We start from the raw sequence: 20,845 nt of genomic DNA on the forward strand, positions 1-20,845 counted from the left end.
CACAGCGGGATGGCTGTTAAGTGCGTTTGCGTTAACAGTAGCGGTGTCATCGCCCTTTATAACTGCCCTGACCACCAATATAAACCGTAAGCTGCTGATGTCGCTTGTACTGGCTGTGTTTGTAGTATCCAACCTGCTTTCTGCCTTCTCTCCCAACTTTACGGTGCTGATGATTGCCCGGGTTTTACCGGCCTTTTTACACCCGCTGTTCTGGAACATTTCACTGGCAGTAGCCTTTAAAGAAGGGGGCAGTAAGGCGGTTTCCATTGTGATGTCGGGGGTTAGTATTGCCACGGTGATGGGTGTGCCGATCACCACCTATGCGGCTGAATTTTTCAGTAACTGGCAGGCTTCCTTTTTCCTGGCCAGCTTTGTGAGCCTGGTGGCGTTTATGGGCCTGCTGTTTTTTGTACCCTCCATGCCGGCCACCAGGAAAACAGCCGGTGAAAGCCAGTTGTATGTACTAAGGAACCCGCAGTTATGGCTGAACCTCGTGTCTACCATTCTTATGCTGGCAGGTATGTTTTCAAGTTATGGCTACCTGGCGGCCTACCTGGAAAAGATCTCCCATATGAATGGCACCCAGGTGAGCATCATGCTGCTCCTGTTTGGCGGTATGGGCGTATTGGGCAACTGGATCACGGGCATTGCCCTGAGCAGGAATGTAATGCGCACTACCCGCGTATTTTTCTCTTTGCTTATCCTTGTTCAGATCCTGGCCTATTTCTTTGGCGGTATCTTTATTCCCATGGTGATTATCCTTTCCTTCTGGGGCGCCATTCATACAGGGGGCTTCCTGATAGGAAATATACGTACCACCCGTTCGGTGCCGCATAGCGCGTTGGAGCTGGTGAACAGCCTGCTTACCTCCTGCTATAATATAGGCATATCGCTGGGCACCATGCTGGGAGGCTTTATTATAGCCAGTTACGGCGTTCACAATGTAATCTGGATGAGTGCAGCGTTACTGGCCATAAACCTGGGACTGAGCTTTATTACTTTTGGTGAACAACACCAGGCAACCATTATAAATACCAATGCAGAAAAGGAGATGCCGGCTCCTGTTATGCATGCTTAAACCAACCATTTTTTAAATGCCGCAGCAGTTGTTAACTGCTGCGGCATTTATATTTACTGAATACCGGGAGATGCTTTGCTGTTGTATGCCGGCGCTTCTTCAACCAGTTCCAGGATCCCTTCATTCCTGATGATCATCATCCCCTGCCGGTCTTCCGTAATCCCTTCCTGCAGGCGATAAGTGTACTGCGGGTAAGGCCCGTTCATCACAGTAGGCATATAAACAAAGCGGATATTTTCATAGTGTTTCAATGCCTCTCCTACTTCAATGATATGGGTGGAAACAATGAACAGGCATTCCTCATACACTGCAAAAGCTTCGGTTACCGCCAAAGTGCCGTCGTATGCGTCTTTCACGTTGGTACCCTTGAACAATTCATCAAACATCAGCAACATTCTTTTGCCGCTGCTCACCGCTTCCGCCGCCTGTTTTACCCTTACTACCTCTGCATAAAAATGGCTGTAGCCCAGGTTGATGTTATCCGCCACATTGATAGAGGTATAAAGTCCTTCCCTTACTGAAAATTCCATGCCTGCCGCTGCAACCGGGAATCCCATATGCGCCAGGTACAGCCCTATGCCTATGGATTTCATGAGCGTGGATTTCCCGGCCATATTGGCACCTGTCAGGAACAATACATTACTGTTCTTATGCAGCAGCAGGTCATTACCCACAGCGCCTTCTATGCAGGGATGCCGGAGATCCCAGGCTGATAATATATTGCGCTCCTCCGGTAAAGCGGCGGCATAGGTGAAGCCCTTGCTGCGCGCTACATGGCTTACTGCAATGTTTACATCCAGCTCATAAATAAACGAAAGGATGGCCTCCATTTGCTCATGCAGCTTATTTTTCAGCAGGTAATCATAAAAGGCCAATGTTCTTACAGGCAGGTCTTTATAAATATCGATGTTGCTTAGTCGCTGCAGCTTTGCATCAGACAGCATTTCCCTTACGGCTTCCACGCGGCCGGCATAAGGTGTTCCATGCGCCCGGGCTGTTTCCAGGAAGGCATTACAGCGGTTCAGTGTAACGATAACGGCCTGCAGCCCCTGCACTGTTTTACGGTAGCGCTCATCGCGGGTTAGAGCGGCAAGGCCTTTCCTGATAAGGGTGTTGACCAGCACCAGCCAGGCGCTGTTCCCGGCGCTGTTATCCAGGTACTCCCGCATTAAACCTATTTGCTGTACATCAAAGGGGAAGCTGAGGTTTGCTTCCTGGAAGAAGCGGAAAATACTGCTGCGCTCATTGATAGCCGCTGCATTGTTCAGCGGGTGACGGAACATATGGTCCAGCAACTGCTCGGCGCCTCTTGTTTTCACCTGGCAGAACAGGCCGTAGATGGATCCCTGCCGGAACTTGCCCAGCAGGTTCAGCTCATCCAGCGTTTGTTTATCTATATTAAAACTCATAATCTTCTTCTTTTCAGGATATCCAGTATACCTTCATTCCGTATGATGATCATACCATGACGGTCGTCTGTTATTCCCTTTTCCAGCGTATAGGTATATTCCGGCGTATGCCCGTTCATGCGTGTGGGCAGGTACAGGAAGGCAGCAGCAGCCTGTGCCCGCAGCTCCCCGCCTGCTTCCACAATATGGGACGATATAATGAACAGGCTGGACTTCTTCCTGCTGAACGCCCTGGTAATGGCTACGGTAGCTTCATGTGCATCCTTTACGTTAGTGCCCCTGAACAATTCATCAAATACAATGAACAGGGATTTGCCCCGGTGCAGCTCTGTTGCTACCTTCTTTACCCGCAGTACTTCTGCGTAGAAATGGCTGGCGCCAATGCCCAGGTTATCCGGCAGGTTGATGGTGGTAAAAATACCATCCATTACAGAAAATCTCATCCCTGCAGCAGCAACAGGGAAGCCCATATGCGCCACGTAAAGCGCGGTGCTTACTGCCCGCAGGAAGGTGGATTTACCCGCCATATTGGCGCCGGTCAGGAATACCAGGTTCTGCCCGTCGCTCATAGAAAGATTGTTGACAATGGGCTGCTTCAGCTCAGGATGATATACGCCTTCCAGGTGTAATATCCCCCCGCCTTTTTCCATCGCTTCCGGAAAAACAAATTTCCGCTCCAGGGCTACTGTAGCTACAGACAAATAAACATCCATATGGTAAATATGCGCCAGGAGCTGTTCCACATTGTTCCGCTCACTCATCCTGAAAAGCGTGTCGTAAGCGGCAACAGCACCGTACGACAGCTTTCCTTTTCCCTTTTCCCTGAACACCGGCTCAAAGGCAGGGTTTTCCAGCAGCAGGATAATGGATGTCCTTTCTTCCGTATAGGCGTTGATGTTAGTAACCTCTTTTGCGGTGATGAACACGTTAATACGCTGCATCAGCGCTATAATAGCCGTAACGCCGTTCACTATTTCCTTTTCGCTCAGGGGCGACTGGCGATGCTTTGCGCGTTCATCTGCACTGGCCAGGTATTTTTCTGCCATGTCCAGTGCAGCGGCATCAAAAGGGAACGCTATGCGCAGCTGTGCAAAATGTTTAATAATGCTGCTACGCCGGTTAATAGCATCCCGGTTTGCCAGCGGGTTCCGGAACATCTCCTGCAATACTGCTTCTCCACCGCGGGTATGCGTATGGTTGTACAGGTCGCAGATACCGCTTCTGTCGCGCTGCCCGAATATCCCCAGGTCTTCCATTGTCTGGCTGTCCGTTTCCAATATCATAGTTCGTTCTTTTTACTTTCTTTTGCGCCTGATGAGCAATACCGCCGCCAGCAATAGCACCAGGGCAGGCAGTACCCATACGTATATTATCCTCAATGCGTTGGCACCGGTTAACGTGATGGCCAGCTTTACGTCTTTTGACCTTGGCCTTGGCGTATAGATGGGGTACTCATTATTGTCCAGCCAGCTGTAGATGGCCCTTCCGGTAAAGTCGCCCCCATTCCTGATAGTGCTCATGAAATCAGCGTCGCCACAAACAACAATACGTTGCTCCCTGTTATTGATCTTCCTCGTCAAAGCAACGGCGGGGGTAAATGGTCGCTGGATATCGCCATCCTGCGGGGTATACACCGGCGGCACGGAATCTGTAACGAGGGTGCCTGCTTTCAGCCATGTTTTATCTGCTTCCGTCATCATCAGCGGCTTTACGGTAAAAGGTCCCCCGGAAGAATCATATGTAATGGCCGTAACGCCGGGAAACATAGTAAACAGGGAGTCTTCATTATCTTTCTCTTTCAGGGCCTCTTTTAACATCAGCAGTACCATTTCTTCTGCAAGATTGGCGCCGGTGGAGGTTACATAAGGTTTCACCATATGCGGCATTTCATTTTTGGTAGGTTCCACCAGGATGCCAGGCATCAGCTGAACGCCTAACTGCTGTAATACAGGGTTGAGTATAGGCTGTTTCCCCGGCTCGCCCAGTATAAACAGGTTGCCTCCTTTATCAATATATCTCCTGATCTTATCCAATGTTGCAGTGCTGAGCTCCGTTTTAGGATCTGCGATCACCAGGGCGGCGATATCAGCAGGAATTTCCGGGCTGTTCTCCGCAAGGGTGTCTACATCAAAACCCAGGTTGATCAAAGCAGCGCGGTTACTTTTTGCAACAGAGTGCAGCCAGTATTCCCGCTCCCCTGTTTTATAGATGCTTCGCTCCAGGTTGCCCGTTAGAAAAAGCACTTTGGGCATCTTCGCCTCCAGTAAGCGTTTCAGGGCGGGCGCTACCTGCATTTCTTCCGGCCAGAAAATACCGTCGTCGAATGTCCGGAGAAAAGTAGTGCGGCCTTTGTATTTCAGCTGCATCACCACCCGGTAGGCTTCGGGTTGCAGGTCGATGTCTTTGTGCATTTCCTCCGGCGACTTAAATCCTGACAGATCTGTTTCATGCCCGAATGCTATCTTCCCGGCTATCTGGCGCAAACTTTTTCCAGGGAACTGCTTGTAGAGAAAGCTGTCTTTTGTGGCGTCATAATCATAATAATATTCGTATTTGAATTTGATGTCCGGCTTAAACCGAAGGTACTTGTCCCACAAGACAGACAAATACTGGTTACGGCCTTCCGGAAGCCCCTGGTCCACGCCAATGCCCATCAGGTTGGTATACATGGTTACTTCCAGTGGGGAATCCTTGTCCATTTGCCGTATGATCTGCCGGGTGCGTTCATGAATGGTATTGGTGCTGTTGGCAGTAGTATCCCAGTAAACTGTGAGGCCGGGTCGAGACGTGATATACCCTATCACCAGTGCAATGGCCATTACGGTAATATATTTCCCGGCCTTTACAAACCAGGGTTTGTTGTCTCTTGTTCCTGTGAGCCTGATCTGTGTAAATGCCAGGAACACGCCAATGATCACGAGGAAATAGATCACATCTTTGGTGGTGATCAACCCTGAAAGCATTTTCTGTGTGCGTCCTGAAAGCGAAAGAAAATAGGTAAGGTCTCTTACAAAATCATACTTCTGCCACAGGCCGCCAATGCGGCTGAGTATAAAAATAAGGATAAAGCTGCCGATGGCAGATACGATCTGGTAGGTAGTAAGACTGGACATAAATACACCGATAGCTGCATACGCGCTTACCAGCAAATAAAATCCCAGCGCGGCAGAGAGCAGCAGTCCGTAGTCGACATGCACAATATTGAACGCCCCTGTTACCATAAATATTCCCACTATTGATACCAGCAGTAAATTGAAGATCATCACGGCCAGGTATTTCCCCAGCAGGATATGCCGCAGCCTTACGGGGGAGGAATAAAGCAGCTTGATGGTCCCGGTATTGATCTCCCGGCTGATAATTCCCATAGTGAGCAATGGCACAAACAGGTACAGGTTCTGCATCACATTCGCAAAAATGCCATCGGAGCCGAGAAAAATTCCGCTGGTAAGCGAAATTCCCAAATCCTTAAACTTGGGATTATTCTCTATCGCAATATCCTGCCACCTCGCGGCCATTGATAAAGGGGAAGTATAAAAAACAGCGCACTGCACTAAAAAAGCAATCAATAAGAACCAGGCAACCGGCGAATAGAACAGGTTTCGAAGCTCTGTTCTGGCAATTTTAAAAGTCATCTTTATCTGTTGAATTTTTTAAGAATGGGATTGTGCGGATAATTGTTTGAATACATCGTCGGGCAGGCCTTTGTCGAAGCTGATCTCGCGCAGTCGCCAGCCATTGGTAACACTGGCAGCTATCAACCGTTCAGCGATCTCCTGGTTCCCGTCAAAATAAATGCGGGCCTGCTTACCGCCCAGGTGCTCTACCCTGGTTACTCCCTGCACTTTCATCAGTTCCGCTACCGCCGGGAAATTTTCCAGCCAGATCATCACGCTGTGTGGCTGTGCATAGTTATTGAACGCCTCCATGGTATCGGAAAACACGATCCTTCCGGCTTCGATCATGATCACCTCTTTGCACAGCAGGTGCACTTCCGACAGAATGTGCGAAGAGAAAAGCACGGTATGGTCCTGTGCAATTTCTTTGATCAGCTTCCTGGCTTCTATCAGCTGATTGGGATCCAGCCCGTTGGTGGGCTCGTCCATCACTACCAGCCGGGGTTTGTGAATGATGGCCTGGGCGATGCCAACCCGCTGCCGGTAACCACCGGAGAGGTTATGAATCAGTCGTGAGCTGAAGTGAGCAATACCGCAGCGTTCTTTCGCCTCTTCTACTGCCGCCCTGATCTTATGCTTTTCTATCTGCCGCAGTTGTGCGCTGTAAGTGAGGTATTCATCTATCGTCAGATCGGTGTACAGGGGCGGTGTTTGCGGCAAAAAGCCAATTTCTTTTTTGGCCAGTTCCGGCTCCTGCCTGATATCCACGCCATTGATAAATACGCGGCCTTCTGTTTGATTGAGCACACCGCATATGATGTTCATGGTGGTGGACTTGCCCGCGCCATTGGAGCCAAGCAGGCCAATGATGCCTGTTTGGCTGATCTCCAGGTTAATGTCCCGTATAGCCCAGGAGCTGCTGTACTTATGCGAGAGCTGCTCGGTTTTTATGATCGCATTCATGCTGAACTTATGATTGTTTTAATAGTTATTGATCAGAAGCACTGATGGCGCCAGGTTGCCGGTACCACCGGGCTGCCCCAGCAGTGCCAGGGTAAAATTGTGGTTACGCCAGTTATTTGGTGCTACTATTCCCGGGTCGCTGATACCTGTTACCGTGTAAGAGGTGATCAGGGCGCCGCTGCCGGCGTCCCGGAACTCGAACACATAATCTTCAGAAGCGGCTTTTGCGGCATACGGTCTGAATCCTGTGACTCCCTTGTAAGGCAGGCTGCTTACTTCAGCGCTGCCGGTACGTCCCTGTATACGGATACTTACCGGTGAGTTGCCCGGCGAAAGATTGATGAACCGGAAGCCTGTTATACTGTCTGCCAACGGGTAATAAGGCAACTGGTCTGTTACAAACACGGTGTCCGGATGTTCCATAGTACCGGTGAGGAACAGGCTGTGAACAGATCCCACCGGAAGGTCCAGCGCCAGGTTGAATAACGGTGTACTTTTCTCCAGCGTATCAGGATATACATACACACCAAGCGCCAGCTGGCCGCTGTAAGAAGTAAACTGGTTAGAGAACGCTGAAAAGAAATTATACATCAGCCTGTTGGCATCACGGTAGGTATTGAGCGGAACGGTACCATTAAAATTGGCCACCAGCAGGTTGCTCCCGGTTACGGCATTGATAATGGTAAGCGTTGAGGTGCCCTGCGGATTTTTGTCTTTTGAGCAGGAGAACAGGCAAAGGCAGATGAGCACCGGCGCTAAACTGCGACGTATTATATACCAGGCAGCCTTTATGAAAGGAAGATTTATTTTTGACATACAGTTTTTTTTAATACCCCGGATTTTGTTTCAGATAAGGATCTTTCTGTATCTCTGTCAACGGAATGGGATACAGCAACTGGAAGTCGCCCTGCCACGGTAGCTTCAATGGAATAGCAGACAATACCTGTGTAGCCCTGCCGGTCCGTTTAAGATCAAACCAGCGGTGGCCCCATTCACAGAAAAATTCTGTTTGCCGTTCTTTGGCCACGGCAGCCAGTAACTGGGTTTGGTTTAAGTTTGATGAAAGATCTGGCAGGCCGGCCCTGCGGCGGATAATGTCCAGGTCGGCAATAGCTGCGCTGGCTCCCCCCCCGGCGCCATGAGCTGATGCCTCTGCGCGGACCAGGTAGGCCTCCGCCAGGCGAAGCATCACGTAGTATTCTGTTGCAGTGCCTGTTCCGGAGCGGTCATTATTTGCATTTCCAACCTTGTATTTAAAAGGATAACGGTAGTTTCCGGCTGCCCCGGAAGATGATGAATTATCTGTGCTGTCCACCCAATCCGCTCTCCGCTTGTCTCCCGGCTCAAAAGCGCTTAGCAGTTCCGGCGACAGGTAATAATACGCCTGCCCCGTATGCAATGGAGCAGGAAGGAAAGTACAGCCTTCGAATGTTGCGTTGAAGGTCATACTATTGGCAACGTCCTGCTGCAGTTGCCAGATGGCTTCCCGGCTGGTAGTGGAAAATACATTATTCAGATTGCTTTCCAGGCCGTACAGTGATGCATGGTCTATCACTGCGGTAGCTTGTGTTACGGCGTCAGTATAATTACCTGTATAAAGGAGCGCCCTGGCTAAAAGCAAGGTAGCAGCCCATTTATTAGGGCGTACGCGCAGCCCTCCGTTGCCCGCGGAATAATCTTCCGGCAGCAATGCCGCGGCATCCTGCAGGTCCCGGATAACCTGCTTGTATACTTCTGCCTGTGGCGCCCTCGGGAGTTGTTTTGTTTTATTGAAATCTACTGTGAGTGCAAGTGGTACATCTCCAAAAAGATTGGTAAGGTAAAAATAGCTGAATGCCCTCACGAATTTTGCTTCCCCTGTCAGTGTTTTCTTTACATCATCATGCAGCATAGTGGAAGTTGATGCTGCGATCCCTTCCATAACTGCATTGGCATCATAAACAGATTGATAAATGTTGTTCCACAAATCAGCCGGGGCATCCTTTAGCTGCAACCGGTTAGCGTTAAAGAAATAGAAGGCGGCATTCACACCACCATATCCCACCAGTTCATCTGACGAGTTGCCGGTGAGCAAGGTAATTCTGCCGCTGCCTAAAGCGCCGTAAGTCAGCATATTGATGTAAACGCCTGCCATGGCGGATGTAGCCTGGGCGTCTGTAGTGAATACCTGACCAGTTGTGATGGTATTGCGGGGAGGATCTATTTCCACCAGTTTACTGCAGGAACAACAAAAACAAAGAGCGACTGAAAAAATAAGCACAAAACGTATATGCATGACCGTACTAATTAAAAGTTAAAGGAAAGAGTGCAGGTGAGCGCTTTCGGAGGCGGTAATGTTCCAAACACCTGCATGTCGGGATCCATCCCTTTAAACACCGTAATAACAAAGAAATTCTGCATGCTCACCTGGAGGTTTGCCCCTTTCATGCCCGCCTTCTTAAGCAGCTTTTCAGGCAGGTTATAACCGAAACTGATATTGTTGCATCTCAGGAAAGAAGCATCTGAATACCGTCCATCAGAATTATAAAAATTGTAATCACTCGCAGTACCTACGGTGGAGAGCCGCGCATAACGGACATTATCACCCGGTTTCGTCCACCGGTTGTTGTACACTACCGGCGAAATATTGTTCATACTGCCTGGTACCCCGCCGTTCACCAGGCTGTTTAGTCCCATTTGCTTTTTAAAATCGAAGAAGAAATAAAGCGACCAGTTCTTATAATTCAGGATATTACCTATTCCTCCTGTGAATTTGGGCGCTATATCAATACCAACATAACGGTCGTCGTTACCGGCTCCGGGCTGCAGGGAGGAATTGGCTACGATGACGCCATCGTGGTTGTGATCAGCATAACTGTATTGTCCTGTTTGCGGGTCTACCCCCAAATAGTGCAGCAGGTATTTCGTATCAAGGGACTCTCCCAGTTTGTACTGGCTGTAAAAAGGCGATGCTTCGAAATCAGGATATGCCAGCAATTTATTGACATTACGCCCGATATTAAAATTAAGCGTCCATGAAAATTTCCTTGTACTTACCAGCTTCGCATTAATATCCGCTTCCAGGCCTGTATTTTGTACATTGGCAGGCCAGTTGGTCACCACCTGATTAAACCCGGTAAACCAAGGCACATCTATAGACATCAGCTGGTTATTGCGCCGGTTCCGGTACCATGACACACCCAGGTTGATCCTGTCTTCCAGGAATCCCAGGGCCAGGGCCAATTCCATTTTCTTCTCCAGCTCCCAGTGATACAGTTGATTTTCGTGATGCAAAGGTACCAGCGGTTTAACGCCGTTATAAGTATACAACGGCAGCCCTGTAGCAGGCGAATAACTGCCCCATTGGGAAAGGTATTGATAGTCGCCCACATTATCGCTGCCGGTAATCGCGTAGCTGCCCCTGAGTTTTACAAAACTGAACCAGGCTGGCAATATGTTTTTCATCCATTTTTCTTCAGAAGCGATCCACGTACCGGCCACAGAACCGAAATTACCAAACTGGCTACCAGGCGCAAAACGGGAAGAGCCATCTCTTCTGCCGGTCAGCTCAAGGACATACTTATCCTCCCAGTTCAGGTTAATACGGCCAAATAACGCAGCATACTTATACTGCCCGTAATTCTGACCAGCTGTTATAAAGGATGCAGCATAGATGCTGCGAAGCAGTGCATCATCTTTATATCCCATGGCAAACAGGTTGGAGCCCTGGGTAACAGTCCTGTTCATAGAGCCTCCCGCGAGTACAGCCAGTTTCAGTTTGCCCAGGTAACGGCCATAGCTCAGCTGTGGCTCAACGATCCAGCCGTTGTTGGTGGTGGCGCCTGTCATATTGGAACCTGTTATATTACTGTTTACCGGGTTCTGACCTGCAATGGTCTGTAAGAGCTCACTGCTGTATTGTACGGTGTTGTATCCAATGGATGTGGTGAACATAAGATCCTTTAACAACTGGTAACTCACCCGCAGATTACTGTTAAGCGCATTGGTTTTACTGCTGAAAGGATTCAGGATGTAGTTAAAGGGAAAACGGTCGCCCATACCCGCTGCGTTCCATTCGGCATAATTAAGGTTACCCCTGTTGTCAAATACAGGTGGGGCATTTGGTACCAGCGTGGTAAACTGCGGCATTAAAATCATGCCGAGGGGTATATATGCATACTCTGCAGATAGCGTAACAGACAACTTCTGGTTCCTGCTGCGATGGTTCAGGTTGAAGGCTGTAGATATCCGTTGATTACTGCCGCTGTAGGTCAGTATATCTGTTTGCCGTATGTAGCCGGCGCTGAGGCGAAAAGAGGTATTGCCTGTTCCGCCGGACAAACCGGCATTAATGGTAGTGATCTTTCCTCCTTTCAAACCTTCCTTTTGCCAGTTGGTATAACGGCTGGTGTCCCATACCATCAGGTCCGGTGCGTTCGCAGCGGTGGGCGTAATGCCATCATTGGCGAAGGCTTCCCGGCGCATCTGCAGGTACTCCCGGGTATTCAGCATGGGCCAGAAGCGGGTCACCTCGGTAACGCCCTCCCTGGCATTCAGGTCAAAACTGGTTTCCCCGGGTTTGCCTTTTTTGGTAGTGATCAATATGACACCATTGGCGCCGCGGGAACCGTAGATGGCGGTAGCGCCGCCGTCTTTCAATACTTCTATGCTCTCAATATCCTGTGGATTCATAGTGAACAGGGGGCTCTGGCCCTGGGCGGGATTAATGTTCTGCGACTGATCAAGCCCCCGCGACACGTCGCTATACTCTCCTGCTGCTGAACCGGAAGTGTTTAAAATATTGAGCGGTACGCCGTCGATCACATACAACGGCTCTGAAAGATAATTTGGATTGATAGAGCTTCTGCCCCTGATCTGTATTTTTACCGGCGAGCTGGCATAACCGGTAGTAGGCGTTATCACCATGCCGGGCACTCTTCCCTGCAATGCCATCAGGGGGTTCATCACCGGCTGCATGGCTATCTCTTCTCCTGTTACTTTGCTGATATTTCCTGTAGACAAGCGTTTGCTGGTAATGCCATATGCCTGCACCACCGCCTGGTCCAACACGTTGGTAGCTGCTTTCATCTTTACCGGCATCGTGGTGCCCGGAGGAACTGCTGCCACTATCACCTTCTCGTAACCAATACTGGAGAAACTGATCATCTCACCTGCCTTTACTTTCTTCAGTACAAATTCTCCTTTTTCATTTGACTGGGTACCGGAACCGGACCCACTGGCATAAATGCTGACACCGGGGATCCCCTGCATTGTCTTCTCATCAAAAACAACTCCTGAAATATCACTTGGTGGCGGCATTGTTCCAGGTATATTTTCCGTTTTCGGGAAAACAACAATGGTAGTACCCACAATGGTGTAAGTAAGTGGCAGCTTAGCCAGTACCGCTCTGATGAATTCCTCAATCGGCTGGTTCTTTGCATTAACCGCCACAGTGGTGTTTACATTAACCTGGTCTGGATTGAATATCACTGCATAACTAACCTGATTCTTAATTTCTGTAAACACCTGCTGAAGGGATACTTTCTTACTGCTGTAGGTAATGGTCTGGGATATTGCCTTTCGGGGCGCAATAACTGCTATCCCCATAAAGAAAAATGCTGCCATCTGCAGGAGCAGTTTTCTTTTAATGGTTGGCCGCTTTTGATTACATAATGGCATAAAGCTCTTGGTTGATTAATTAACTGGTTGATTAGATAATTGTATGCTGTTCCGGCAGGAACAAAGCTCCGCCTGCCGGCATTACCGCTGTTTCCCGTTCAATATTGCATTTCCTTTTGATTGATATAACTATGGCATGACAATCAGTTGCTTCCCTGCTATTCTAAAATGCCCCCTCTTTTTCCCAATACTATCAGCGCTTGTGTGATAAATTCAGCGCTCTTTTTATTTCCCTGCTGAATATAATACCCGGCACTTCTTTTTCGTATACCAGCCGGACATGCGCCGCAACACATCATTAAAAGGTCTTTCCTGGTTGGCCGCTACTTCAAAATAAGCTTCTCCCGTGATCTTTACAACACGGTCCTTTTCCCTGAAGGCGGTAGCGTTGGTCCGGCACCGGGTTTGCCAGGGAAGATTTATTTGGCTCCATACTAAATAAGACGAACGGATAAAAGAAATGGGTGGATGGGGTAAAAAAAATATTTCGGGTTGCATTGATCATTTTTATTCCCTGTGTTGTATATCTGTATATAATGTATATTTACACCCTAATCCCTTATACTGTATGAAGCGAATTTTCACTTTTCTTATGTTGTTAACAACAGTCACTCCATTTTTTTTAAAAGCCCAGGAGGTCGTAAAAGGAAAATTAGATTTTCTGAAAGGCACCACGGAAATGAAAGTGGTATTTACTTACAACAAGCTTATTGTTGGCCAGGATGGGCGTGAGGCCAGCTATATCAAACGGAGAAAGGCGGAAAAAGAAGCCAAAGAACCGGGATCAGGCGCTGCCTGGGAAGAGAGCTGGTTTGCCGATAGGGAAAAGCATTATGAGCCCAGTTTTAATAAGCTTTTTACCAAGTATGCCGATATTAACTTGTCGAAAGACAGCACTCCCAAATATGTAATGGTTGTGAATACCAGGTTTATTGAAATTGGCTACAATGCCGGCATCACCTCACATAAGGCAGCGATCAACCTGGATGTGGAAATTTTTGACCAGGCTAATATGAAAAAATCCATCTGTAAGGTGATGATGGAAGACATGAGAGGAGGAAAAGGCCAGTTTGCTACCGGCCCCCGGATAGGAGATGCATATGCTAAAGCAGGCAAGGAACTGGGAAAAATGATCAGTAAGAAAACAGATGATTAGTATTGGGGAACCTGCCTAACCGGTTTTCATACAACTGCCGCTCCTGCTAAAACCCCAATCCCCCCTTATTTCTCTCGCGGATAGCTTCTTCCGTTCGCGGAAGCAGGAATTCCAGCGTTGCTTCGGCTTCTGCCTGTACTTTTTCTATAAAAGGGCGCAGTGCTTTGTTATAATCATTAAAAGCTGATTTATAATCGCCGTCGTGTTTCACAAACGCATCCGCCAACGCTGCGGCGCCTATAATTGCCAGTGAGCCGCCCATGCCGGCCGCCGGGGAGGCGCAGTAACCGGCATCGCCCACCAATGCTACCCTTCCTTTTGTCCATGACGGCATTTTTACCTGGCAGAACTTATCGAAATAGAAGGTTTTCGCATTCATTACTTCTTCCAGTAAAGATGCAGCTCTCCAACCCACTCCCTTAAACTGCGATAATATTATTTCCCGCTGTTGTGCTTCATCGCGGTAGTTGTAAGCAATTTCCTTTTCTGAACGGAAAGAAAGCACGATATCCGTTTTATTGTTATAGGCATTCAGCATTATGCCCTTATCAGGCTCTCCATACAATTGCAGTGTATTTTGTTTTATCAGCAGTTTGTTTACGATGGTAATAGAAAAATACTGACCGAGAAAATGGGAGTATGCAGCTTCATCTCCAAACCAGATCCTTCTTACTGCCGAATGTATGCCATCACAACCAAACACCAGGTCGTACTCACATTGCGAGCCATCTCTGAAAGTAACTGCAATGTTGTTGCTCGTTTCATTTAAATCCGTAATGCTGTTATTAAAAATAAACTCCACTTCATTTTTAACCATATCAAATAATATGTTCAGCAAAGTATCCCGTTCAATTTCAAATTCATCATCCGCTGCTTCAAGTATCCTGATACTTTCCGTAACATCATCCGCATTTTTAAACTCTGTTGATTCCAGGCGTAACCTGTTGGCTTTTATCTGCTCAAAAATCCCCATTCTTTTTACAATATCAACGGTATGTTCTTTTATATCAACAGGTGTTCCACCCATTTTAAGATGGCTGCCAATTTCCACTACAGTGACGTTGTATCCCATTTTATTTATCCACCAGGCCGTTGAAAGTCCCGCAAAACTTGCTCCTGATATAAGTGCCTTCTTCCCTTTTAATGATTTCATTTTATACAATTTATCTGGCTTTATTATTACAGCAGGCGCTGGAAGCGCCTGGGATAATGACCGCACAAAGTTGCGTTGCCTGGAAAAGGGCAGCAATAACAAAAGAGGGTAAGTATTGGACTATTGGTGGTTTTTGTTGCGGAAAGCTACAGCTGTTATGCCGGTAACCTTTGTAAACAGCCGTGAAAAATAGGGATAATCATCATAGCCAAGCTCTGAGGCAATTTCTTTTACCGATTTACCGGAATGATAAAGCAGGCGTTTGGCTTCTAAAATAACACGTTGCTGTATATGATGTGAAACGGAATGTCCGGTTGTGTTTTTTACACATTCATTCAGGTAATGCGTAGATATATTGAGCTGCTTTGCGTATGCTGCCGGGCTTTTAACAGTGGTATAATTACGTTCCAATATTTCGTTGAAAGATTTGGTCACAGTTTCAAACCGTGAGGGTTTGTCCGGTGATGGTGATCTCTCCAGGTATAGTGAAATGATGAATGCTACCAGGGCATTGCAGCTGTCTTTTAATGCGGAATGATACAGCCTGTCACGTTTTCTCTCATAAAATTTAATGCAAAGTGATACTGTTTCAGTAACAACAGAAAAGGTTTCCTTCTTTAGCAGCATCGGTTCGGCAGGTGTTATATCTTCCAGTAATTTCAGATATCCCGGATGCAGATTTTCATTACTGACAGCACAGGTACTAACGGTTACATTTCTATATGTTTTTATAAGATGTACCTGGTTAGGATGCATATAGATCACAGCAGGCGCCTTCACCTGATGTTCTTTAAAATCAATTTCAATGGTAACCGTTCCTTTTTCCAGGAAGAAGAAGGAATGGAAATCATGGCGATGAGCTTCTTTTGCTTCCTTAAACATTTGTAAATCCCCGATCGCTATTCTCTCCACGGTAATACCGGCGTTTTCCTCTTCGTCAAAATAATTTACCGGGATGGATCCTGCTTTTTTTGCCATTGCCTGAATGCATTATGCCGTTGAATATACAAAAATCCTGAAGCCTAATGACAGATTCGGCTAAATCAAAAGCGGATTTGGATAAACCCGTTTAATACATGTAAGTGATCTTTGTGGCATCAAAAGAAAAATATTATGCGTGTATTTGTTACAGGAGCCACTGGCTTCGTTGGTACTGCCATTGTGCAGGAATTAATAAGTGCAGGTCACCAGGTGCTTGGCCTGGCGAGATCAGATGCCTCCGCTCAAAAGCTGGTAAATGCAGGTGCGGAAGTACTCCGCGGCGACCTGGAAGACCTGGATAGTTTACGGACCGGCGCAGGTGAAACCGATGGGGTTATCCATGCCGGGTTTATTCATGACTTTGCCCGGTTTGCGGAAGTTTGTGAAGTAGATAAAAAAGCGATAACAACTATTGGCGAAGTATTGGCTGGTTCCAACCGTCCATTGATTGTTACCTCCGGCACGGCGCTGGTAAGCCCGGGGCAACTGGCTACAGAAGATATCATTCCTCCTCTTAACCCGGCCTGGCCGCGTGCTTCAGAGCAGGCAACAGATGAGGTGTGCAGGCTGGGCGTGCGGGCGGCGATTGTCCGTTTGTCGCCTTCCGTGCATGGCGACGACGATAAGCATGGGTTCATTCCCATATTGATCAACATTGCCCGTGAAAAAGGTTTCTCTGCCTATATCGGCGAAGGGCTTAACCGGTGGAATGCGGTACACCGGCTGGATGCCGCCCACCTGTTCCGCCTGGCCCTGGAAAATGCAACGCCTGGCACCCGTTATCATGCCTGCGCAGAAGAGGCGGTGACCGTCCGGTCTGTTGCGGAAGCCATTGGCCAACGCCTCAATATCCCGGTAAGATCTATAACGCCTGAAGCTGCCGCCCAACATTTCGGCTGGTTCTCGCAAATGGCGGCTATCGACTGCCCCGCATCCAGCAAACTGACACAGGAACGTTTGAACTGGCAACCAACGCATGCTACGTTGCTTTCAGATATTGATAACGGCATTTATACCCGGTAGCAGCTATGAAAATTATTGTAACCGGTTCCTTAGGGAACATCAGCAAGCCACTGGCGGCCACCCTGGTTGCGCAGGGGCACGAGGTAACCGTAGTGAGCAGCGATCAGCAAAAACAAGTCGCTATTAAAGCCATGGGCGCCACACCTGCCATTGGCTCCATCTCTGATGTCAGATTTCTGACAGATACTTTTAAAGATGCAGACGCTGTTTATGCTATGATCCCACTGAGCTTTAGCGAACCAGACCTGGGCGATTATTTACACAGGATGGCACAGAATTATGTGCAGGCATTAAAACAAACCAGTCCCCGTCGCGTGGTGCTGATGAGCGGCTGGGCAGCCGACCTTACCAGCGGCGAAAATGTGGAGCATGTATTTGATGATCTAAAAACATCTCTTACCATCATGCGACCCGCTTCTTTCTATACTAATTTTTACCAGTCCATAGACCTGATCAAAGGCAAAGGCCTTATCGGCAAATTCCTGACACTGCGGTATTCGGGCCTATGGGCTTTGCTTACCGGAAAAACCGGGCTGTTGATGGGAAATTATGGAGGAGATGACCGGACTGTTTTTGTGTCGCCCAAAGATATCGCGGATGCCGTTGCCGAGGAGCTGTTACTGCTTCCCGGGAAAAGAACGGTCCGTTATGTGGGCAGCGAGGAAATGACCTGCAACGAGGCGGCAAAGATCATAGGCACGGCTGTAGGCAAGCCATGGCTGAAATGGGTGCTGTTGTCTGACAAAGCCATGCTGCAGGGGCTGAAGATGGCTAAGGTACCGGAAAAGCTGGCAGCGTCCCTTGTAGAAATGCAGGCGGCTATGCATAGCGGTAAAACGCTGGAGAACTTTCACCGGAACCAACCCAGAATGGGTAAGGTTAAACTGGTTGATTTCGCTAAAGAATTTGCGGAAGCATATCACAGAAGTAATTAACTTTATAGAGATGAACAGCCCACAGATTTTCCGTTTCAGTACCATCACCGAATATCACCGGGCCGCAGGGTTGCCTAACCCTGCGCACCCGTTGATCAGCGTTGTGCACCTGGATGACATCCAGCAGCCCATCGCCGATATTCCTTTCAGCCTGATCTACGATTTTTATTCCATCTCCCTGAAAAAAATAAAACACGCAAAGTTTAAGTACGGGCAGCAGGCAAGCGACTTCGACGAAGGGGTGTTATTTTTTATGTCGCCCGGCCAGTTATTCGGTATTGATTTACCGCACGATATAAGCGAGGCAAAACGGCCTGAAGGCTGGATGATCCTCATTCACCCGGATCTTTTATGGAATACGCCGCTGGCAAAAAATATCAGGCAATACGAGTTTTTCAGCTATTCGGTATACGAAGCGCTTTATCTTTCTGATAAGGAAGAAGCCATGCTCACCGCTATTGCCAACCAGATAGAGCAAGAATATAATGCGAACATAGACCGCTTTAGTCAGAATGTAATTATTGCGCAGATAGAACTACTGCTCACCTATTCTGAAAGGTTTTACCAACGGCAGTTCGTAACCCGCAAGGTGGCCAGTCATGAAGTGCTCACACGCCTGGAAGATTTCTTATCCGGGTATTTCAGCAGCGGTGCATTGGCCCAAAAAGGCTTGCCAAGCGTTACGCTCATCGCAGAAACTTTAAATATTTCGCCGGGTTACCTGAGCAGCCTGCTTAAATCACTTACCGGTCAGAGTACACAACAGCATTTGCATAACAAGCTGATTGAGCTGGCAAAGGAAAAACTTTCCACTACAAATCTTTCAGTAAGCGAGATAGCCTATGAGTTGGGCTTTGAACATCTGCAATCGTTCAGCAAACTGTTTAAAACCAAAACAAATCTCTCACCGATGGAGTTCCGGCAGTCGTTTAAAGATTTTAACTTAAGTTAAAACCTGGTATTGGCAGGTTGACGAATTTTGCTACTGTTATGCCCTGTAGATAAACAGGGCATATTTTCGTGCAATGGATTATTAGTAAATTTATTGCGGCTAAGTCAAATTCAATTGTATGAGCGACCATTTTGAAATACTTAATACCCACCTGGTGAACTTTGCTGCGTTAAACGAAAAAGACATCGAAGACGGCAATATGTTCTGGAAGACCCGGAAGATCAAAAAGGGTGATTTCTTTAATATGCAGAACATGGTTTGCAATGACCTGGGATTGGTGGTGAAAGGCATTTTCCGGATTTACTATGCTGATCCGGAAACAGACGAGGAGAAAAACATTTTCTTCTTTTCAGAAAATCAATTTCTTGTTTCGTTCCGCAGCTTCATTACCCGCAAGATCTGTCATTACTATATACAGGCTATGGAAGATTCGGAAATCATCTATATAGCATACCGTGATCTGACCAGTCTTTACGACAGCCATCCCAACTGGGCGAGATTTGGACGGCTGCTCGCCGAATTGTTTTTTACCTATTCCCAAACCCGCACCGAAGAATTGCTTTTTATAACGCATGAAGAACGGTTTATCCGCTTACTGGAGGAGCACCCAAACATTGTTAACCGTATACCGGCGTACCATATCTCCTCCTATCTTGGCATCACTAATCCTTCTTTAAGCCGTATCCGTAAAAGGATAAACCGTTAACAGCATCACCCTTCCTTAATTGTTTTAGATAACCTGACCGCCGTAAGAATAAAATAAAATGCGCCGAACGCGGCGTAACCGGCCAGGGTGGAAATACCAGCATTGGGATCATGTGCCATGGCAATAAAAGCGCCGCCAGCCAGGGCTGACTGGCCACCGCTTATGATCATGGGCCATTGTCCGCCCAGTTGTTTACGCCGGCGTAAGCCCAGTATCAGCTGTATAAGGCCGGTAAGAATTGCCCAGGCGCCAAAAACTATAAAAGCTGCGGGTATCCCTTTTTGCAATGCGATAGTCACTGCGATGGTAGTAATGATGCTAATGCCTGCGTTTACATACTGCGGTGTTTTAGACGCTGCAGGAGGATTGGCTTTAATATCCAGGAAAGTGGCGATTGCATCCCAGGCCGGGTAAATAATAAAAAGGACAGTGGCGATTGCGGGATTGGTTTTAGCCAAAGTAACAACAAGTATTACCCAGATAATGGAAAATGAAGCACGTAGAAAATAGAGCCTGCGCAGGGATCTGGCAGTTTTAATAGTTTCTGTTGAAGCGCTTCTTTGAGATTCATTTAATGTAATGGTCATAACACGATACTTTTGTTGTATCAAATGTCATGGATATTTTGGGGCTGGATTTTAACTTAAGTTAAAAAACGAACGGCAGGCCGGTTCATGCTTCTTTCTTTATTAGCCCGTCAAACCGAACCTGGAAAAATTTTGCGTAAGCCTCCATTTGTTCTGGTACAGACTCACTTTTATCCAGCCAATCCAGCTGGATCTCCAACGGCTCCCTGTCATCTTTAAAAGATAATACCAGGTAGATGAACAGGCTGCTTTCACCAACCTCCTTTCTTATGGTATAACTGCGCAGGGAATTCCAGCCATAAGTCTTCTTTTTGTACCAGATACCTTCCTGGTTTAATTCCAGTACCAGTGGATTCCGGATAGCGGTCCAGCTACAGCCCACGAGTGCCGCCAGGCCTATAATGAAAAACATCCATCCAAAAAACGAACCGACACTTCCGCTTACCAGCCAGTAACAGCCCTGGCAAGCTGCCAGGAAACCAAAGACGGCGGCCACTGAATAAGCGACGCGATGTCTTCTGTATTTTACTGGCGGTAATTGCATATAAGTTCGTTTTCTGTAATATTACATAATTTCCGGCAGATGGTTTTTGTTGTATGATAGCGGGAAGCGCTAGTATAATGGACCAA

Annotated in this window: 18 protein-coding genes; 6 read left to right on the forward strand and 12 right to left on the reverse strand. The window is 47.6% G+C overall.

Annotation, left to right across the window (positions count from 1 at the left end):
• A partial coding sequence (locus tag VIM72_RS08165) for an MFS transporter (RefSeq protein ID WP_332002345.1) occupies positions 1–1,078 on the forward strand: 1,078 nt, incomplete at its 5' end.
• Positions 1,079–1,131: 53 nt separating this feature from the next.
• On the opposite strand, the gene VIM72_RS08170 is transcribed toward VIM72_RS08165, so the two are convergent.
• From VIM72_RS08170 to VIM72_RS08205, 8 genes are all read right to left on the reverse strand, one after another.
• Complete coding sequence (locus VIM72_RS08170; protein WP_332002346.1) at positions 1,132–2,487, reverse strand: MutS-related protein; 1,356 nt, start codon at positions 2,485–2,487, stop codon at positions 1,132–1,134.
• The gene (locus VIM72_RS08175; protein ID WP_332002347.1) at positions 2,484–3,770 is read right to left on the reverse strand and encodes a MutS-related protein; all 1,287 of its coding nucleotides are present in this window, start codon (positions 3,768–3,770) and stop codon (positions 2,484–2,486) included. Before VIM72_RS08175 ends, VIM72_RS08170 begins: the two co-directional genes overlap by 4 nt.
• A gap of 12 nt (positions 3,771–3,782) precedes the next feature.
• On the reverse strand, positions 3,783–6,119 hold the full coding sequence (locus tag VIM72_RS08180; protein ID WP_332002348.1) for a Gldg family protein: 2,337 nt from the start codon (positions 6,117–6,119) through the stop codon (positions 3,783–3,785).
• A gap of 18 nt (positions 6,120–6,137) precedes the next feature.
• Entirely contained in the window at positions 6,138–7,064 is a 927-nt protein-coding gene (locus VIM72_RS08185) for an ABC transporter ATP-binding protein (RefSeq protein WP_332002349.1), read from the reverse strand.
• An 18-nt stretch (positions 7,065–7,082) separates the two neighbouring features.
• Complete coding sequence (locus VIM72_RS08190) at positions 7,083–7,880, reverse strand: hypothetical protein (protein WP_332002350.1); 798 nt, start codon at positions 7,878–7,880, stop codon at positions 7,083–7,085.
• Positions 7,881–7,890: 10 nt separating this feature from the next.
• Entirely contained in the window at positions 7,891–9,339 is a 1,449-nt protein-coding gene (locus VIM72_RS08195) for a RagB/SusD family nutrient uptake outer membrane protein (protein ID WP_332002351.1), read from the reverse strand.
• An 11-nt stretch (positions 9,340–9,350) separates the two neighbouring features.
• Positions 9,351–12,668, reverse strand: a complete 3,318-nt coding sequence (locus tag VIM72_RS08200; RefSeq protein ID WP_332002352.1) for a SusC/RagA family TonB-linked outer membrane protein — start codon at positions 12,666–12,668, stop codon at positions 9,351–9,353.
• A gap of 279 nt (positions 12,669–12,947) precedes the next feature.
• Positions 12,948–13,220, reverse strand: coding sequence for a hypothetical protein (locus VIM72_RS08205; protein ID WP_332002353.1), 273 nt, complete (start codon positions 13,218–13,220; stop codon positions 12,948–12,950).
• A 70-nt stretch (positions 13,221–13,290) separates the two neighbouring features.
• Here VIM72_RS08205 and VIM72_RS08210 point away from each other — a divergent pair, with 70 nt between their 5' ends.
• Positions 13,291–13,878 carry a hypothetical protein gene (locus VIM72_RS08210; RefSeq protein WP_332002354.1) on the forward strand — a complete coding sequence of 196 codons (588 nt, stop codon included), beginning with the start codon at positions 13,291–13,293 and terminating at the stop codon, positions 13,876–13,878.
• Positions 13,879–13,924: 46 nt separating this feature from the next.
• Here VIM72_RS08210 and VIM72_RS08215 read toward each other — a convergent pair whose 3' ends face one another.
• Positions 13,925–15,031 carry an FAD-dependent monooxygenase gene (locus VIM72_RS08215; protein WP_332002355.1) on the reverse strand — a complete coding sequence of 369 codons (1,107 nt, stop codon included), beginning with the start codon at positions 15,029–15,031 and terminating at the stop codon, positions 13,925–13,927.
• Between the two features lie 120 nt (positions 15,032–15,151).
• Complete coding sequence (locus tag VIM72_RS08220) at positions 15,152–16,009, reverse strand: helix-turn-helix transcriptional regulator (RefSeq protein WP_332002356.1); 858 nt, start codon at positions 16,007–16,009, stop codon at positions 15,152–15,154.
• Between the two features lie 135 nt (positions 16,010–16,144).
• Between VIM72_RS08220 and VIM72_RS08225 the strand changes: the two genes are divergently transcribed.
• The 4 genes from VIM72_RS08225 to VIM72_RS08240 all read left to right on the forward strand — a co-directional run bounded on the left by VIM72_RS08225 (position 16,145) and on the right by VIM72_RS08240 (position 19,628).
• On the forward strand, positions 16,145–17,035 hold the full coding sequence (locus VIM72_RS08225; RefSeq protein WP_332002357.1) for an SDR family oxidoreductase: 891 nt from the start codon (positions 16,145–16,147) through the stop codon (positions 17,033–17,035).
• A gap of 5 nt (positions 17,036–17,040) precedes the next feature.
• On the forward strand, positions 17,041–17,970 hold the full coding sequence (locus VIM72_RS08230) for an NAD(P)H-binding protein (RefSeq protein WP_332002358.1): 930 nt from the start codon (positions 17,041–17,043) through the stop codon (positions 17,968–17,970).
• Positions 17,971–17,980: 10 nt separating this feature from the next.
• Entirely contained in the window at positions 17,981–18,922 is a 942-nt protein-coding gene (locus VIM72_RS08235) for a helix-turn-helix transcriptional regulator (protein ID WP_332002359.1), read from the forward strand.
• A 118-nt stretch (positions 18,923–19,040) separates the two neighbouring features.
• Positions 19,041–19,628 carry a Crp/Fnr family transcriptional regulator gene (locus VIM72_RS08240; RefSeq protein WP_332002360.1) on the forward strand — a complete coding sequence of 196 codons (588 nt, stop codon included), beginning with the start codon at positions 19,041–19,043 and terminating at the stop codon, positions 19,626–19,628.
• Between the two features lie 5 nt (positions 19,629–19,633).
• On the opposite strand, the gene VIM72_RS08245 is transcribed toward VIM72_RS08240, so the two are convergent.
• Entirely contained in the window at positions 19,634–20,215 is a 582-nt protein-coding gene (locus VIM72_RS08245) for a hypothetical protein (RefSeq protein WP_332002361.1), read from the reverse strand.
• A gap of 85 nt (positions 20,216–20,300) precedes the next feature.
• Positions 20,301–20,759: a hypothetical protein gene (locus VIM72_RS08250; RefSeq protein ID WP_332002362.1), complete on the reverse strand. Its 459-nt coding sequence runs from the start codon at positions 20,757–20,759 to the stop codon at positions 20,301–20,303.
• Positions 20,760–20,845: the final 86 nt, after the last annotated feature.

It is taken from the genome of Chitinophaga sp. (assembly GCF_036569185.1).
Classification (GTDB): domain Bacteria; phylum Bacteroidota; class Bacteroidia; order Chitinophagales; family Chitinophagaceae; genus Chitinophaga.

Excerpts from the sequence above, each read along its gene's own strand:
- VIM72_RS08170 (WP_332002346.1), bottom strand. The coding sequence starts at position 2,487 with ATGAGTTTTAATATAGATAAACAAACGCTGGATGAGCTGAACCTGCTG.
- VIM72_RS08210 (WP_332002354.1), top strand. The coding sequence starts at position 13,291 with ATGAAGCGAATTTTCACTTTTCTTATGTTGTTAACAACAGTCACTCCA.
- VIM72_RS08175 (WP_332002347.1), bottom strand. The coding sequence starts at position 3,770 with ATGATATTGGAAACGGACAGCCAGACAATGGAAGACCTGGGGATATTC.
- VIM72_RS08230 (WP_332002358.1), top strand. The coding sequence starts at position 17,041 with ATGAAAATTATTGTAACCGGTTCCTTAGGGAACATCAGCAAGCCACTG.
- VIM72_RS08190 (WP_332002350.1), bottom strand. The coding sequence starts at position 7,880 with ATGTCAAAAATAAATCTTCCTTTCATAAAGGCTGCCTGGTATATAATA.
- VIM72_RS08235 (WP_332002359.1), top strand. The coding sequence starts at position 17,981 with ATGAACAGCCCACAGATTTTCCGTTTCAGTACCATCACCGAATATCAC.
- VIM72_RS08180 (WP_332002348.1), bottom strand. The coding sequence starts at position 6,119 with ATGACTTTTAAAATTGCCAGAACAGAGCTTCGAAACCTGTTCTATTCG.
- VIM72_RS08225 (WP_332002357.1), top strand. The coding sequence starts at position 16,145 with ATGCGTGTATTTGTTACAGGAGCCACTGGCTTCGTTGGTACTGCCATT.
- VIM72_RS08245 (WP_332002361.1), bottom strand. The coding sequence starts at position 20,215 with ATGACCATTACATTAAATGAATCTCAAAGAAGCGCTTCAACAGAAACT.
- VIM72_RS08240 (WP_332002360.1), top strand. The coding sequence starts at position 19,041 with ATGAGCGACCATTTTGAAATACTTAATACCCACCTGGTGAACTTTGCT.
- VIM72_RS08220 (WP_332002356.1), bottom strand. The coding sequence starts at position 16,009 with ATGGCAAAAAAAGCAGGATCCATCCCGGTAAATTATTTTGACGAAGAG.
- VIM72_RS08250 (WP_332002362.1), bottom strand. The coding sequence starts at position 20,759 with ATGCAATTACCGCCAGTAAAATACAGAAGACATCGCGTCGCTTATTCA.
- VIM72_RS08205 (WP_332002353.1), bottom strand. The coding sequence starts at position 13,220 with ATGCAACCCGAAATATTTTTTTTACCCCATCCACCCATTTCTTTTATC.
- VIM72_RS08185 (WP_332002349.1), bottom strand. The coding sequence starts at position 7,064 with ATGAATGCGATCATAAAAACCGAGCAGCTCTCGCATAAGTACAGCAGC.
- VIM72_RS08215 (WP_332002355.1), bottom strand. The coding sequence starts at position 15,031 with ATGAAATCATTAAAAGGGAAGAAGGCACTTATATCAGGAGCAAGTTTT.
- VIM72_RS08200 (WP_332002352.1), bottom strand. The coding sequence starts at position 12,668 with ATGGCAGCATTTTTCTTTATGGGGATAGCAGTTATTGCGCCCCGAAAG.
- VIM72_RS08195 (WP_332002351.1), bottom strand. The coding sequence starts at position 9,339 with ATGCATATACGTTTTGTGCTTATTTTTTCAGTCGCTCTTTGTTTTTGT.